A 15759-nucleotide genomic window follows, 5' to 3' on the forward strand; every position below is an offset into this window, starting at 1 on the left:
TGAATGCCGGAGCACAAATTGGATGTACTTAATCACGGACTTGAGCTGCATAAGCTCTCCTAATGGGGACTTGAGTACTTGGAGGTTCAAGTATGAAAAGTTGTGCCTCGTCCAAGGTACCTATCAGATTGCTATATTAATTTGACTTTGGAATCTTGCCATGGTTGTTCCTTTCAGTTCAAGAAGCAAGTCGGCTTTCTCTGGACCACTTCAAATAAATTAATATTAAAGAGAAAAATAAAAAATCACAGCATTCTCGGTCGATACTTTTTTAAATATAGGAATTATTCGGAAAAATGTAAGTCTTTATTTCAAATTAAATGTTAATACTAACACCCAACTTAGAAAATATGGAGGGTTTGTATTGGCAACTTTAGAAAAGCGAGGACCAGATTCATGGAGGCTTACAGTAGAACTTGGATTTGATACAAATGGTAAACGGATACGAAGAAGAAAAACCGTTTCTAGTATGACAAAACGTGAGGCCGAAAAAGAACTCGCCAAATTTGTCACAGAAATCGAAATCGGCGAATTCATCGCACCTCAGAAAATGTCTTTCAATTCCTTTGTTGAGGAATGGAAGAAGAAGTACGCTTCAAAAGAACTTGCACCCAAAACATTAAAAAATTATTTGGTACACTTAAAGAATCACATCCTGCCTGTCATTGGCCATAAACAAATAGATCAAATACAACCCATGCATATTCTGTCATTACTTGAAGATCTCGGGAAGAACGGTGCACGCAAAGATGGTCGAGGACAATTACTATCAAGCGGAACAATCCAGTACATATATAGAGTCATAAAAAATGTGTTTAATCAAGCAATCCATTGGAAACTGTTAAAATCACACCCAATGGCGGGAATTAAAAAACCTAAGGTTGTTTCTAATGAGATCGAATACTATTCAGAAGTAGAAGCACAAGAGGTCATTAAGGCTTTAAGTCAAGAGCCATTAATGTGGAGGGTATATTGCACTGCGGCTTTAATCGGAGGTTTCAGAAGGGGAGAGTTGGTTGCTCTGGAGTGGTCTGATGTTAATTTTGACGAACAATCTATTTGGATCAACAAAAGCATTTCACTTACAGAAAACGGTCAAGCGATTCTGGGAGAACCTAAGAGCAAGAGCTCTATTGCAAAAGTGGATATGCCTTTATGGTTTATAGAATTATTAAGACTTTATCATATTGAATGGGAAGAAAATAAAAGAGCTGTTAAAGATTTATGGATCGGAGCAGAGCATAGTTATGTGTTTCACGGAGGTTTTGGAAAACCACTGTATTATACGTACCCTTCCGAATGGTGGCGGAGGTTTACTGATAGACACAATCTCAAAAAGATTTCGCTCCACGGTTTAAGGCATACAACTGCAACCATTTTGCTTGAAAAACAAACAGATATGAAAACAATTCAAGAAAGGCTTCGCCATGCTAATTTCGCGACCACCGCAAATATTTACACCCATGTTACACGAAAAATCAGCCGCGAAGCTGCTAATAAATTTGATGGCCTTAACCCCGCGTACATTACCGAAAAAAGTTTCGTCCCCAATTCGTCCCCAAGCACTTAAATACAGCGCTTATTCGATGCTTAATCATATAAGTAAAAATAAGAAAAACCCTTGATAATCAAGGGTTTTTCTTGGGATGCGGTCGGAGGGATTTGAACCCTCACGCCTTGTGAGCGCCACCCCCTCAAGATGGTGTGTCTGCCGTTCCACCACGACCGCGAGGTAGTAAAGTAAAAATGACCCGTAGGGGACTCGAACCCCTGTTACCTCCGTGAAAGGGAGGTGTCTTAACCACTTGACCAACGGGCCACGAATGTCTGTAAGCCTTTGCAGCCCATTTTGACGACATTTGTAATTATAATAGATTCTGTCGCAGTTGACAAGCACAAAATCTGGAATGCTTATGGGCAAATATGGTATGCTGAGTCCAATTCAAAATACTCGAGGTGCTTGTCATTCATGTTAATTTATGAATCTACTCATGGAACGGTCCATGAGGAAACGGTACGCGTTCCCGGTTCGAACGAAGTAGCTTGGGTGAGAATGGAGAACCCCTCTCCTGACGAGGTTAAACATGTCTTAGGAGATTTATACAAGTGCCACCCTCTACTCATCGAGGATGCGATTAAGCTGAACCAACGACCAAAGATGGATACGTATAAGAATCATATTTTTCTAACCTTCTTCGCGGTATCCGAGCAGCTTGAGCCGCAGGAAATAGGAATTGTCATCGGATCGAATTTTGTGATAACCGTATACAAGGATAAACTCCCCTTCATAGATCAACTTTACCTTACCTGCCAAGAAGTAGAAAGTCGATTACGTCATCCAGGAGCCATTCTACATGCGATACTCGATCGTTGTGTTGATGATTATTCCGTCGTTGCAGATCATTTTGATGAACGTTTGAGTAGCATGGAACAAGCTGTGTATCGCAACCCTAAAATTCGCATTGCACAGGATGTTTTCCAACTCAAACGAACTATGCATCAGCTGCGCCGCGTCATTGTGGAGGAACGAATTACCCTTTCCGCTATCGCGCACCACTCCTTCCCTTACACACGTGAAGAAGATGATGTCTATTTCCTAGATATCATGGACCACATCTCACGAGTCGTGGATTCTTTAGACATTTTTCGAGAATCGCTAACTGGTCTTCTCGAGCTCCAAATGAGTATGAAGTCCGACCGGATGAATGAAATCATGAAGACTTTAACGATCTTTAGTACGATCTTTCTTCCTCTGACTTTTATCGTTGGACTATACGGCATGAATTTCAAATATATTCCAGAACTGAGTTGGGATTATGGGTATATGTATGTTTGGATTCTAATGCTCATCTTAAGCGGTATTATGTGGTACTACTTCAAACGTAAGCATTGGTTTTAACGAAAAAAGGCACTCCACCGTGAACCACCAATCACAGGGAATGCCTTTTTCCTATTAGCAGCTATTTCATTTTAAAGTAAGCAACAGATTCATTCAAAGTATTTACTACGGACCTGAGCTGTTCGGAGGCAGCAGCAATATTCTGCATCATCGCTAACTGCTCCTCCGTTGCAGCAGCAACCCCTTGGGATTTGTTCAAAATATGCGTGGAACTCGCTGCCGCTTGGTCCATAGTCGCAGAAATCTCCTCGGAGCTTGCCGACATTTGCTGGGTGATCGCCGATGTCTCATGAATTTGAGTCACAATGTGTGTCACCGATTGCATGATGGTATGGAAGCTTTGGTTCACTTCCTGCATCATGCTCGATCCGGCACTAGCCTCCTGCTTGGTTGCATTCATGGAATTAGAAACACTGGCGATCTCGACTCTCGTCTCATGAATCAACTGATTAATTCCCTCTGCTGACTCGATAGATTGCGAGGCAAGCTTACGAATCTCATTCGCAACAACGTTGAACCCTTTGCCATGCTCACCCGCTCTAGCTGCTTCAATGGAAGCATTCAGTGACAACAGATTCGTTTGATTCGCAAACGTGGTAATGCTCGATGCAATAAGACCAATCTCATCGGATTTACGTGTTAAGGATTGTACAGTTTGTGAGAGCTGCTCGACCGATCTCAACATGTTCACGATCTGCTGCTGCAGCTTCCCAAGCAAGTCATTGCCAAGTTCGGCATGACGTGAAGTTAGGGAGGAATGCTCTGCCATTACACCTGAATTTTCAGCCACTCTTTGAATCCCAATTGTCATTTCCTCAATAGCTCGGCTCGTTTCTGCGCTGCTTCTTGCCTGCATCTCGACATCCTGCGTCATTTCTTGAATACTGGTAGCGACATGCTCAGAGGCCGTTGCCGATTCCTTAGAACTATCTGAGAGCTCGATGGAAGCGTCATGTACGAACTGCGTATTGTGAGCGATCGTACCGATCAGCCCTTTAATTTTCGAAACCATAATATCTACTGATTCTGTAATTTTCCCTAGTTCGCACTTGGTATACTTGACCTGAGGCTCATGACGAAGATCTCCTGCCGCTACTTGGCCGGTAATTTTCACGATGTTTTTGACCGTTTTCATTATTTGACTAATAACCATCCAGCCTGCTGTCATGAGCAAAATGATAATAATTGCGATAGATATGTAAATCGTTTTTGCCATTTTATCATTTTGATTCTCAATCTCTTCAATACTTGATTTCGCATAGGCATCCAAAATTTCACCGATTTGATTCATGCCCTCGCGGCCTTTTTCGAAAGTTGCTATTAATTTAGCATCATTAATAACGCCTTTTCCTGTACTCGAGGACTGAACAACAGCATTCGCTTCTTTCGCCCATTGGTCAAAAGACGTATGAAAGCCAGCTATGTTCTGCTCAATGGTTAGCTTCGTCTCTGTATGTGCTGTTTGTAACAACTGTTTAGCATTCATAATATCAGCCGCTTGTCCAACCCTTGTATTCGTTTGATCGATATTGTCTTTTAAAGCTTTAAGCTGCTTCGTCTTCTCTTCCGCAGTTAACGTTCCCGAAACCAACAGCTGGTAGGCCGTCAATGCCTGATACATATCACGATCGGCATTCAAGATAAGCGAAGTGCTTTTATTCGTGGTCTCATAAAGGGATGAAGCCAATACTTTCGTATTGGACTTACTTTGCTGCAGTAAAAACACACTTGTGCCTAAATACAGCATGGATGGAACTAATAGCAATAAAAGGAGTCGTACACGTATAGATAACAATTTTGCCACAAAATTTGCCCCCATCATTGATCTATTTTTGATTACTATAACGGAAAATCGTTTGATAGATGTTAGAAAACTGTTAAAAATGAATGTGATTAGCTAACAAAAATAAGCTCAACGGCATGAATGCCATTGAGCTTAATTCCAGCTAATTCTGATACGGAGAGAGAGGGATTCGAACCCTCGCACCGCTTACGCAGTCTAACCCCTTAGCAGAGGGTCCCCTTATAGCCACTTGGGTATCTCTCCAAAGATATGGCTCCCCGAACAGGACTCGAACCTGTGACAACTCGATTAACAGTCGAGTGCTCTACCAACTGAGCTATCAGGGAATGAACAACTTTTATTTTATTATGAAGGCGTCCCTAAGTCAAGTGTATACGATTTCAATTTTCCCTTACATTTTCCACATGCATATTTCCGTACATCCATTTTGCGTTTGCGGAAGTATTCGGTTTTGCAATTGACGCATTCCAGCCTATATTTATAGGACTGTTTCTGGGAAGCCCGCGGCAGCGAACGACAGAACCGGGTACCTCCGACTTGCGCCAGCAAGGTTTTGAAATCATTGTCGCGATGCTGGTAGCCACGCTTTAATATATGCAAATGATAATGACAAAGTTCGTGCTTAATGATCTTCTCAATCTCATCTCGTCCAAACGTCTCCCACTGCATCCAGCTGATCTCGATATCATGGGATTTGGTAAAATAGCGCCCGCCCGTCGACCTTAACCTCCGGTTAAATCGCGCCTGATGTACAAAAGGCCTCCCAAACGATGCCATAGAGATCTGCTCGATCCATTGCTGCAGCTCCCGATCCTCCATCCCCATTCGCTCCTTTGACAAGTTCTCACTTGAATTTGTACCGTATGTACGGCTATACTGTCAAGTAGAAAAGAAGATCGAAAGCTTTCTAAAGAAAGGATTTGAACACCCTTATGCCGCAAATGCGATATGTCATTCTTAAGCTCGAACAACAAGTAGAATTCGTTGAGATGCCATCTTCCTACTCTTATCAATTGACAGCTCTGAATCAAAGATTACACAAAGAATTAGAGAAATTGACCGCTGACTCTGTCCCTCAGCTTCCACGTGTTATTGCAGAATGCGACGACTTGGAATTGGTTGGCACAGCGCATACCCTCATTCAAGGTTTAGATTACATCAATCATTTGGAAAAGACCTTCGCAGGCATCCAGGAAAAGTCGTATCCGCTTATTTCCTTATTGACTGAAATTCGCGCGCTTCAAGCCCAACTGGAACAGTGGTATGAAGAGGAATTTGAGGGTTAATCTTTAAAAGTGCGATTAAACACACAAAGCAAAAAGTAGGGCAAGCAAGAGTAAGGCAAAGCAAGAGTAAGACACAAAGCAAGAGTAAGACAAAACAAGAGTAAGACAAAACAAGAGTAAGACAAAACAAGAGTAGGGAAAAGCAAGAGTAGGGAAAAGCAAGAGTACGGCAAAGCAATAAAGAAAGACAAACCCAAAAAGTAACGCAAATCAAAAGGACCTGCACCCATCGAAGAAATCCTTCATATGCTATTATTACATGGCGAAGAAGGGGATGGGCATATGCCGCAATGGCTCTGTAATCAATTAATGCGGGCCTTCCAGAACAAAAACCGCAGACAAATCCGATTGCTGAATGATAGCTGGTACTTTTACCGCACCCGCCGCTCACAAGAAGAGTGGCCTGATACCCAATCGACGGACGGACCGGGCAAGCGTAAATTTTGATAAAAGAGCTAGTACTTGCGAAGCGGGTGCTGGCTTTTTTGCAATGCTGATTTATATAGTGAAACAGGGTAAAGTACTACTTGCTGAGAAAAGTGAATTCAAAAGCAACTTACTGCTTGGAGAGAAAAATTCAAAACAAAGCAACTTACTGCTTGCAGAGAAAAGTAAACATTTGTTAAAAAAAGGTTGCATATTTGAAATGTGCCCTCTATACTGTAAATAAATGTAATAGATTATCGGAGTGAAGCACACTCGATCTTGCAGAATTTCTGCAGTTCGGGTGTGCTTTTTTTCGTACATAAAAAAGGGGAGTCGATTATTATGCCACGTAAAACAAGAGGTTGGTTGAGAAAAATGCGTGAACTTGGATTGGGGCGTCACGGGTTTGGTGGTTGGATGAGTGGTTCTGAAAGGATGGTTCAGCGGGGGAATTTAAGAGAGATGGCGTTAGTTCAGGAGAGGGAGGGCAGGAACTGTGCTGTTCTTGGGCACTTGGGATTGGTCCAGGGCAAGATAGGTGAAGTTCAAGAACATCCTGCATTTGTTCAAGGCAAGTTGAACGCTGTACATGAGCAAGCAAGATTAGTAGAAGGCAAGATGAGTGTAGTTCAAGAACATCCAGGATTAGCGCAAGGCAAAATGAATGTAGTTCAAGAACATTCAGGATTAGCGCAAGGCAAAATGAGTGTAGTTCAAGAACATTCAGGATTAGCGCAAGGCAAGAAAAGTGTAGATCAGAAAGATAATGTTTATCCCTTGTTACCGCGAAAGGCTCCTGCTAAAATACCGCCTCTCTCACCTATCGCCATCCTAGAAGCTGACAAGTGGGTGTTGCGGAAGCAACTAGTCATCCAAATAGCCAAGCGTCACAGTGGCAAAGTTCGACTGCAGGACGTCGCTGCCGAATGCAATGTAAATATTCGTATCGCTGCAGAATGGTTGAAACGACTATCCCTGGAGGGGATGCTATCTCTTGTCGCTGGTCAGCGGAATGTAATGGTTTATTCTTTGAAAGATGTGGGGCGAGTTCATAAATAAACTCTTACCTCCCAGGTCGGGGAGTATTGATGATACTTGTTGGAGAGGATGATGTCGGGTAAGTGAGGGAGATGACGCTCGGAGGTGGGCGTTGTGAGTAGCTTAAGAAAGGATGATGTGGAGTTTAGATGATGTTGGCAACGCCTCTTGGTTAGGCGTGAGAGTAGCTTAAGGAAGGATGATGTGGAGCTTAGCTGATGTTGGTAACGTCTTTTAATTGGGCGTGTGAGTAACTTAAGGAAGGATGATGTGGAGGTTGGCTGGAGGTTGGCTGATGTTGGTAACGCCTCTTGGTTAGGCGTGAGAGTAACATAAGGAAGGATGATGTGGAGCTTAGCTGATGTTTGTAACGTCTTTTGATTGGGCGTGAGAGTAACTTAAGGAAGGATGATGTGGAGTTTGGCTGATGTTGGTAACGCCTCTTGGGTTGGGCGTATGAGTAGCTTAAGGAAGGATGATGTGGAGTTTGAGTGATGTTGGTAACGCCTCTTGGGTTGGGCGTATGAGTAGCTTAAGGAAGGATGATGTGGAGTTTGGCTGATGTTGGTAACGTCTTTTGATCGGGCGTGAGAGTAACTTAAGTAAGGATGATGTGGAGTTCGGCTGATGTTGGTAACGTCTTTTGATCGGGCGTGAGAGTAACTTAAGTAAGGATGATGTGGAGTTTGGCTGATGTTGGTAGCGGTATTGGTTAGGCGTACGAATAACGCCCTAATCCAACCCCCTCGATCCCGAATAGGAGTCCCTAAAGGCTGTTATTTGAGCAATTTCGATCAAAAATATTGAAATAGAAGTCTCTAAAAGCTCTTATTTGTAAATTTCATTATTAAAATTCTTATTTATATCAGAATAAGAGTCCCTAGGAGCTTCTATTTATCGAATATGGCATAACACAGGAGGAATAGCAGTCTTTGGAGACTCTAATTGTCCAGCGATCAGCCAACAAAAAAAAGCAGCTGGGAGCATAACGCTACCAACTGCTGCTGATTCTTATTGCTGAGGCTTTTTCATGGTCAAGCCAACGCGACCTTTTTTCTCGTCTACGTTAAGCACCCAGACTTGGACGATGTCCCCAACGGACACCACATCCATGGGGTGTTTCACGAAGCCGTTCTTGAGCTGGGAGATGTGCACCAGCCCATCGTTCTTTATGCCGATATCGACGAAGGCGCCGAAGTCGATAACGTTGCGCACCGTGCCGGTCAATTCCATGCCCGGCACAAGGTCTTCAAGCTGCAGCACATCAGTGCGGAAGATCGGCGCAGGGACTTCGTCCCGCGGATCTCGCCCAGGCCGCTGCAGGCTGTCTAGGATGTCCCGCATCGTCGGGACACCTACGCCCAGCTTAGGAGCCAGTTCCTCTGGCTCCAGCGTCTGCAGCAGCGCTAGCAGCTGCTGTGAGCCAAGCTGCGAGAGCTCCAGGCGCAGCTCCTTGAACAGCCGATCCACCACGTCGTAAGACTCCGGATGGATCGGGGTGTTGTCGAGCGGGTTCCGGCCGCCCGGAATCCGCATGAACCCGACACACTGCTCGAAGGTTTTCGCGCCAAGGCGCGGAACCTTCGACAGCTCCTGTCGGGAGCTGAACTTGCCGTTCTCCTCGCGATACTTGACGATGTTCTTCGCCAGTGTCGCGTTCACGCCCGACACGTACGAGAGCAAGGACGGGGACGCCGTGTTCAGGTCCACGCCGACATGGTTAACGGCCGACTCTACGACGGCCTTCAAGTTCTCGTCCAGACGTTTCTGCGAAACGTCATGCTGGTACTGCCCGACGCCGATCGCCTTCGGCTCGATCTTCACAAGCTCCGCGAGCGGGTCCTGCAGCCTCCGCGCGATCGAGATCGCGCTGCGCTCGGCTACGTCGAGCTCCGGGAACTCCGTCTGCGCCAGCTTCGACGCGGAGTACACGCTCGCCCCCGCTTCGCTTACGATCAAGTACTTGAGCTTCTGCTCCTTGATCTCGCTAATCAGCTCCGCAACAAACTGCTCCGTTTCACGGGAAGCCGTCCCATTACCGATCACGATCAGCTCGACGCCGTGCTTGCTGATCAGCTGCTTGAACTTCGCCTTCGCTTCCGCCACCTTATTATTCGGTGGCGTCGGGTAGGTGACGGCGATTTCAAGCATTTTACCGGTGTCGTCAATGACGGCCAGCTTACAGCCTGTCCGGTAAGCTGGATCGACACCCAGCACCACGTGCCCTTTGACCGGGGCTTGGAGCAGCAGATTCCGCAGATTTTCTGCGAAAATCTTAATCGCTTGCTCCTCGCCCATCTCAGTCATTTCACCACGCACTTCGCGCTCAATAGAAGGTGCGAGTAACCTTTTATAAGCATCCTCTACAACGGAGCGAAGCACTTCGCGAACAACAGAATCGCCTTTGACGACCTGCCTAGCCATATAATCGTGAATTTTATCAACGGCAACATCCAATCCAACCTTCAAGACATCCTCCCGCTCCCCGCGATTAATCGCGAGAATGCGGTGAGGCGGCAAGCGTTTGACAGGCTCTTGATAGGCATAGTACATCTCATATACGGATTCAGCCTTAGCATCTTTTGCCTCGGTACGCAAAATCCCCTGATCATGCGTATACCTACGCACCCAAGCTCGAATCTTAGCATCATCCGCGATATTCTCCGCAAGAATATCCATTGCGCCTTGAATCGCGTCCGCGGCGCTTCCTACCTGCTTGTCCGCGTTCACATAACGCGCAGCTTCTTGATCCAGCGAGCCTTGGCGAGGCTGCTTCCAAATCCATTCCGCTAACGGCTCGAGACCGCGCTCTTTGGCAACGCTCGCTCTCGTTTTGCGCTTTTGACGGAACGGTCTGTACAAATCCTCGATTTCCTGCAGCTTCGCAGCGCCTTCAATCGATTTGCGCAGTTCATCCGTCAACTTGCCCTGCTCATCAATCAAACGAACAACCTCGATCTTACGATCCTCTAGGTTGCGCAAGTACTGCAAGCGCTCCTCGATATCTCGCAGCTGATTCTCATCTAGCTCGCCTGTCATCTCTTTGCGGTAACGTGCGATGAACGGAATCGTGTTGCCCTCATCCAGCAGCCCCATCGTTGTCTTCACTTTGCCAGCGGGCAGCTGCAATTCAGCAGAGATCTGCTTCAGGATACGCTCCTGGATCTCTGCTTTCTTTTCTTCAGAGATCTGTACTTTCTCCCTTGGTTCCTCATACTCACTAGCCTTTGTCTTTTTCCCCTCTGTCTCATCCACTTCACTAGCCTTTATCTTCTTTCCCTCAGTCTCGCTCAACTGTTGCTCTTCCATTTCATTATCCTTAATCTTCAACTCTTCCGTATTTGCCACAAACAGTTCCCCCACTTCTATTCATTTTTATTCATATGTATGTATACAAACCAAAAAACGAGGGAACCTATCACCCTCGTCCGTTCCTGATCTTATTCAAAATTCTATCAGTCCCACACTAATCTGCAAAGCGTCGTCCACCTTGCGCATCGTTTCTTCATCCAAATGCGTAATTTTGTCCGTTAGCCGTTGCTTATCGATCGTTCTGATTTGTTCAAGCAGAATCACCGAATCTCGGTCGAAACCATGCGTTTCCGCATCGATTTCCACATGCGTGGGAAGCTTCGCCTTCTGGATTTGAGCGGTAATCGCTGCAACAATCACGGTTGGGCTAAAGCGGTTGCCGATATCATTTTGGATCACTAGAACAGGACGAACCCCTCCCTGCTCCGACCCTACAACCGGCGAAAGATCTGCGAAAAAAACATCTCCACGTTTGACAATCACTGCTTACACCCCGCTTACTAAGCGATCAAGCGTACCGTCCGCTTCTTCCTCCGCTTGAAAAGCTTCAGATGCCATGCTGAGATTTATTTTCGCCATCTCCATATACCCACGCTGCATGGATTCGCGTAGACTGCGCTTTTTACGTTCAATTAAATACAGCTTCATTGCCTGGCGAATAAATTCGCTGCGATTAGAATTCTCCTTCTCGACAATACCATCCACTTCTTGCAACAGATTGTCAGGCAAGCTAATCATGATCCTTTTCGTATTATGCGCATTGCTCACACTTTCGCACCCCCAGAAACGATACAAAGACAATATTACCAGTATGTCATTCCAAAAACCAATTTATACAATAGATATATGCATCCAGTATATCAAATATGTTACACACTTGGATATAAGAATCCTACTTACATAGTATTCGATGGCCAATTCGGAAAATCCTCTCCATGCAGAACAAAAAATAAATGGTAATTTAATCTGATATTTTTAGTAGCGATGCCGCATGAGAGGATTAATTGCATCTATACGTTTGCCGTCGCGAACATACACGCGAGCAACACGATGTGAAATCATACAAATGATTTCATAGTTAACAGTACCGAGCTGATGAGCCACATCTTCAACTGTAATGCGCTCTCCGCCTTGCTCCCCGATCACCACAACCTCGTCCAGAGACTGAACATCTGGCACATTCGATACATTAATCATACATTGATCCATGCAGATTTTACCGACGATTGGCACTCTTTTGCCCCGAACAAGAACCTCAGCTTTACCCGAAAGCATCCGAGAATACCCATCCGCATAGCCAATCGGCAGTGTCCCAATTTGTTCTTCGCCCTTGGTGTGATAGATCGTTCCATAGCTAACCCCAGAGCCTGGAGGCAACGTTTTAAGATGAACAATCCCTGTTTTGAGACTAAGCACTGGCTTTAATTCAATTTTCGATTGATCGACATCCTCAGAAGGATATAAACCATACATCGAAATCCCCAAACGCACCATCGAATACGTCAATCCCGGCAAATCTATGGCCGCTGCGCTATTGCCTGCATGTATATATGGAAATGTAACACCTTTATCCGTAAAATAGCTCACAATTCGCTCAAAACGGCGATATTGCTCCATTGTATAGCTCTTATCTACTTCATCTGCATTCGCGTAATGCGTGAATAAACCCTCAACTTCCACATTCGGCAGCGTCAACGCTTCCTCAATGAATGGAATAGCATCCTCTTCCGTGTGCAAACCAAGCCGCCCCATGCCAGTATCCAGCTTAATATGGATCTTTAGCTTCTTTTGAAGCGCCTCGTCTTTCATTTGCCCCTGAAAACAAAGCTTTTCGAGAACATCCCTACTATAGACAGCAATCGTCACATCGAGTTCACGCGCTCTATCAACCCCTTCTGGAGGCGTATAGCCTAGTACCAGAATAGGTGCTGTGATCCCTGCATTCCTTAGCTCCAACGCTTCATCAAAAAACGCAACACCTAAGTAATCCACGCCTGCATCGAGAGCCTCTTTGGATACTTCAACAGCCCCGTGTCCGTACGCATCAGCTTTAACGACTGCCATCTGTTTCATTCCTGCCGGCAGTACCTTCCGAAAACCTTCAATGTTGCTTCGCAGTGCATCTAACGAAATCTCTACCCACGTGGGACGATAAAAAGCATCCACCAGCGTTCACCTCATTTATCCATTACAAGTAAACCTATGTTAAGCCTAATCACGAAAAACTGTCAACCTTACTTTTGCAGGCCTACAAACAACATTTTTTATATTTCTTCCCGCTCCCGCATGAGCAAGGATCATTGCGTCCGATTTTACTTTTACCAGAAACAGCCTTTAGATCAGTTGCAGAATGGATCATACGAGCTACCGCCGGCTTCTGCTGAGTTTGAACACTTTCATTAGCAAAATAACGAAAAACGCGCATACCCGAAGCTTTTACCGTCATGATAAGCGGCGTTCTTTGAAAAGCATATTTGATTTCAGACTCCGGCCGAAACTTCGCACTAACCAGTTCAAAACGTTCCAACACAGCAACAACGGCATGCAGAAACACATCAGCGCTCTCGTCAAGAAGCTTCCCAGATTCCCTGTTACGCTTCCACTCAATTGTAACATCCTGCGCCTGATCTACAGGCCAGCTTGCTAGCACACTTGCGATTGCCTCTCTTGAGGCCTGAATCCTCTCAGGATAACCACCCTCGTTAGCTTCCTGCAGCTGTTCCCACGCAACCTTATTCCAAAGCGAATCTAATAGAACGACCGCCTGTTCCATATTTGTTAAAGCAAGATAACTTGCTGCCCGGTTCGTAACTACACACTGCTGCTTGCTCTCTGTTATCAATCCAAGATTCTCAGCTGCATAGAAAAAGAATTGAAACAATGGCACCTGATCTTGGTTCAAAGTCGGTTTACGAAAAAGCGCCCAGCCAAGCTTCTCATCAAGCTCTTTCCAAAAATTCCGCGGCAAATGTTGTCTTGCAGTCGTCAGTTTAATATTCTTGGCATCCTGCAAGGAAGCCAGAAACATTTGAAAATCTGCAACGATTTGAGGTACAGCTGTCTTTTCATCCATCCATTGCTCAAGCAAACTTTTATCTACCAAAATAGGTCTCATCTCAACCACGATAGGTGCAGATTCAGACGCCTGAAGAGCCAAATAAGCCTTAATATCATTTGAATTATGCCAATTTTCCAAGGCCAGGTCACTATTTGCCTCCATATACTGTTCAAAACGCTCTAAGAAAAACTCTTTAGTCTTACATACATCTAATACCTCAGCACACTGTTTAGCCGAAATCTTTTCAGATTGCAGAAGAAACTGCACCCACTTTTTAATCGAAGGTAAATAAGCACTTATATCAGACTTAGAGCTATTCAGTACATTGCTAATGTAGAAACGACCAAGAAAATCAACAATCGTCTCGCTTTGCAGCTGTTCATAACCCAATGTGTAACGGACAAAGTACTCCGTCGTCATAAATTGCATGCGATCCATATGTTTGTCAATCGTATCTGCTTTTAATTTGCCTTCCTCCGCAAGATACTTGCCGAATAGGGCAATCTCATTTTCCCAATATTGCTGTTGCACGTCCATTGTTAATTCACCCGTTGTTTTCATCAAAGACACTCCATTATCTATTTACTCCAAAGTTGCATTATACCAAAAAAACTCCCTTTGGGGGGAGTTGGTTAAATCTTCTTGCTTAAAAATTGGATAAAAAAGGGGAAACACCTACACAAATCGTACAGAGTTTCCCTTTTTCAGTTTATATTGACACAATATATTCTTATTTCCCGGACTGCCCCTCGGTTGCCATAGCGACTTTGATCATTTCATTCGTAGGCAAATCGCCAGTCGACAATCTGAATTCTACGCCGTCATTCGTCCAAGTGAGCGTCTTCTTCTCATCCCCTGTGAGCACGCCGATCGTGAATCCAAGATCAACAATCGTACCCGGTTGCAAGGATACCGATTTGGCCTGCGGTCTCACCTCGATGAGACTGAAGTTGTACTTCCCTTTGTATCTCAAAAGGACCGCTGCGTCCTCACCAAGCTTCATATCCGTGATGTCCTGCTTCACCACATCTTTCGGCAGATAAGACGGCTCGATGATACCAATACTTTGCGCTTTGCTTGCCGCGGCAGTTGATTTCGTCGCATCTGTGCCGGTTTTAGTGCCTGTAGCCTTTTGCCCATTTTGAACTTGGCTAGCCGTTTGATCGGATTGTCCGCCTGTTGCTGACAGATTCTTATCTGTTACAGACTTATCACTCGTTGCTGGGTGATTGGCATCCGCAACCCCAGCCATCGTAGGTAAAGACTTCAAATTCCAGCTGGTCATATTGCGCTCCATTTGGAAATAATCTTTGTCAAACTTAGCATCGAATTCAAAATTCGTAAAATTCACCTGAACCAACACATTCTTATTCGCATCCGACACCTGAACCTGCTTAGGCGCCAGCGTCTTCTTATTCAGCCAAATTTTCTGGCGTGACAGCTGCTCATTTTGATAATTGGCTGCAACATCGAACACATACGTATCATTATCCGTTGTAAATTGGCGATCCTTATCGGCAATTATGCTCTTCGCAAGAGACTGGAACAAATACACCTGCCCCTGATTCTCCGGCCAATCGCTTTGGAAGCGGAAGCTCTTCTTGAGATGCGGCGTAAGCACGAACACGCCCTCCTCATTACGCAGCACGATCTGCGTCACGTCCTTCCCCGCATTCGTAAGAGAAATGCGGTAGAAATGTTCCGGCGAGTAAGCCACCTCCACTTGATACTCCTGCGGCTGCTGCCCCGTGTTCAGAATCATGCTTCCTGAAGCTTGATAGCTGCCCGACTTGCTGATCACATGATCCAAATCCTTTACGATAGATCCTGCATCCTTCTTGCCCATCCCGCATCCCGCGAGAACCAATGCTAAGCACATCACCACTGCTACCACCCATGTGACCCGGCGCATTCGATCATCCCCTCACTCATGATT

General features: G+C 45.2%; 13 protein-coding genes and 4 tRNA genes. 5 read left to right on the plus strand and 12 right to left on the minus strand.

Translation table 11 applies throughout. The features are described from left to right. Positions 1-364: 364 nt before the first annotated feature. Positions 365-1570: a tyrosine-type recombinase/integrase gene (locus AC58U0_RS00650; RefSeq protein WP_497377091.1), complete on the plus strand. Its 1206-nt coding sequence runs from the start codon at positions 365-367 to the stop codon at positions 1568-1570. Between the two features lie 77 nt (positions 1571-1647). Here the strand turns inward: AC58U0_RS00650 and AC58U0_RS00655 are convergent. Continuing rightward, a tRNA-Leu gene (locus AC58U0_RS00655) sits at positions 1648-1729 on the minus strand. An 18-nt stretch (positions 1730-1747) separates the two neighbouring features. After that, positions 1748-1819 (minus strand) — tRNA-Glu (locus AC58U0_RS00660). Positions 1820-1969: 150 nt separating this feature from the next. On the opposite strand from AC58U0_RS00660, the gene corA reads away from it, so the two are divergent. Continuing rightward, on the plus strand, positions 1970-2899 hold the full coding sequence (gene corA / locus AC58U0_RS00665; protein ID WP_497377092.1) for a magnesium/cobalt transporter CorA: 930 nt from the start codon (positions 1970-1972) through the stop codon (positions 2897-2899). Positions 2900-2960: 61 nt separating this feature from the next. Here corA and AC58U0_RS00670 read toward each other — a convergent pair whose 3' ends face one another. From AC58U0_RS00670 to AC58U0_RS00685, 4 genes are all read right to left on the minus strand, one after another. Beyond that, positions 2961-4703, minus strand: a complete 1743-nt coding sequence (locus AC58U0_RS00670) for a methyl-accepting chemotaxis protein (RefSeq protein ID WP_497377093.1) — start codon at positions 4701-4703, stop codon at positions 2961-2963. A 154-nt stretch (positions 4704-4857) separates the two neighbouring features. Beyond that, positions 4858-4946: transfer RNA gene (locus AC58U0_RS00675), tRNA-Ser, on the minus strand. Between the two features lie 7 nt (positions 4947-4953). Beyond that, a tRNA-Asn gene (locus tag AC58U0_RS00680) sits at positions 4954-5029 on the minus strand. Between the two features lie 19 nt (positions 5030-5048). Then, positions 5049-5522 (minus strand): SprT family protein, encoded by a 474-nt coding sequence (locus tag AC58U0_RS00685; protein WP_057304983.1) that lies wholly within the window; start codon positions 5520-5522, stop codon positions 5049-5051. 113 nt (positions 5523-5635) lie between these two features. On the opposite strand from AC58U0_RS00685, the gene AC58U0_RS00690 reads away from it, so the two are divergent. From AC58U0_RS00690 to AC58U0_RS00700, 3 genes are all read left to right on the plus strand, one after another. Further along, positions 5636-5989 (plus strand): hypothetical protein, encoded by a 354-nt coding sequence (locus tag AC58U0_RS00690; protein WP_057304982.1) that lies wholly within the window; start codon positions 5636-5638, stop codon positions 5987-5989. 282 nt (positions 5990-6271) lie between these two features. Next, a complete protein-coding gene (cmpA, locus tag AC58U0_RS00695; protein ID WP_090818813.1) occupies positions 6272-6436 on the plus strand; it encodes a cortex morphogenetic protein CmpA in 165 nt (54 codons plus the stop codon). Between the two features lie 321 nt (positions 6437-6757). Next, on the plus strand, positions 6758-7474 hold the full coding sequence (locus AC58U0_RS00700; protein WP_497377094.1) for a hypothetical protein: 717 nt from the start codon (positions 6758-6760) through the stop codon (positions 7472-7474). 990 nt (positions 7475-8464) lie between these two features. Here the strand turns inward: AC58U0_RS00700 and AC58U0_RS00705 are convergent. The 6 genes from AC58U0_RS00705 to AC58U0_RS00730 all read right to left on the minus strand — a co-directional run bounded on the left by AC58U0_RS00705 (position 8465) and on the right by AC58U0_RS00730 (position 15735). Further along, positions 8465-10762, minus strand: a complete 2298-nt coding sequence (locus tag AC58U0_RS00705; RefSeq protein WP_497377666.1) for a Tex family protein — start codon at positions 10760-10762, stop codon at positions 8465-8467. Positions 10763-10897: 135 nt separating this feature from the next. Beyond that, positions 10898-11248: a type II toxin-antitoxin system PemK/MazF family toxin gene (locus tag AC58U0_RS00710; protein ID WP_028553893.1), complete on the minus strand. Its 351-nt coding sequence runs from the start codon at positions 11246-11248 to the stop codon at positions 10898-10900. Positions 11249-11251: 3 nt separating this feature from the next. Beyond that, on the minus strand, positions 11252-11533 hold the full coding sequence (locus tag AC58U0_RS00715; protein ID WP_028553892.1) for a CopG family ribbon-helix-helix protein: 282 nt from the start codon (positions 11531-11533) through the stop codon (positions 11252-11254). A gap of 207 nt (positions 11534-11740) precedes the next feature. After that, positions 11741-12931, minus strand: coding sequence for an alanine racemase (gene alr / locus AC58U0_RS00720; protein WP_497377095.1), 1191 nt, complete (start codon positions 12929-12931; stop codon positions 11741-11743). 82 nt (positions 12932-13013) lie between these two features. Continuing rightward, positions 13014-14384 (minus strand): YecA family protein, encoded by a 1371-nt coding sequence (locus AC58U0_RS00725; RefSeq protein ID WP_497377096.1) that lies wholly within the window; start codon positions 14382-14384, stop codon positions 13014-13016. 169 nt (positions 14385-14553) lie between these two features. After that, positions 14554-15735, minus strand: coding sequence for an outer membrane lipoprotein-sorting protein (locus tag AC58U0_RS00730; RefSeq protein WP_497377097.1), 1182 nt, complete (start codon positions 15733-15735; stop codon positions 14554-14556). Positions 15736-15759 lie beyond the last annotated feature (24 nt).

The organism is Paenibacillus sp. J31P190 (assembly GCF_059692075.1).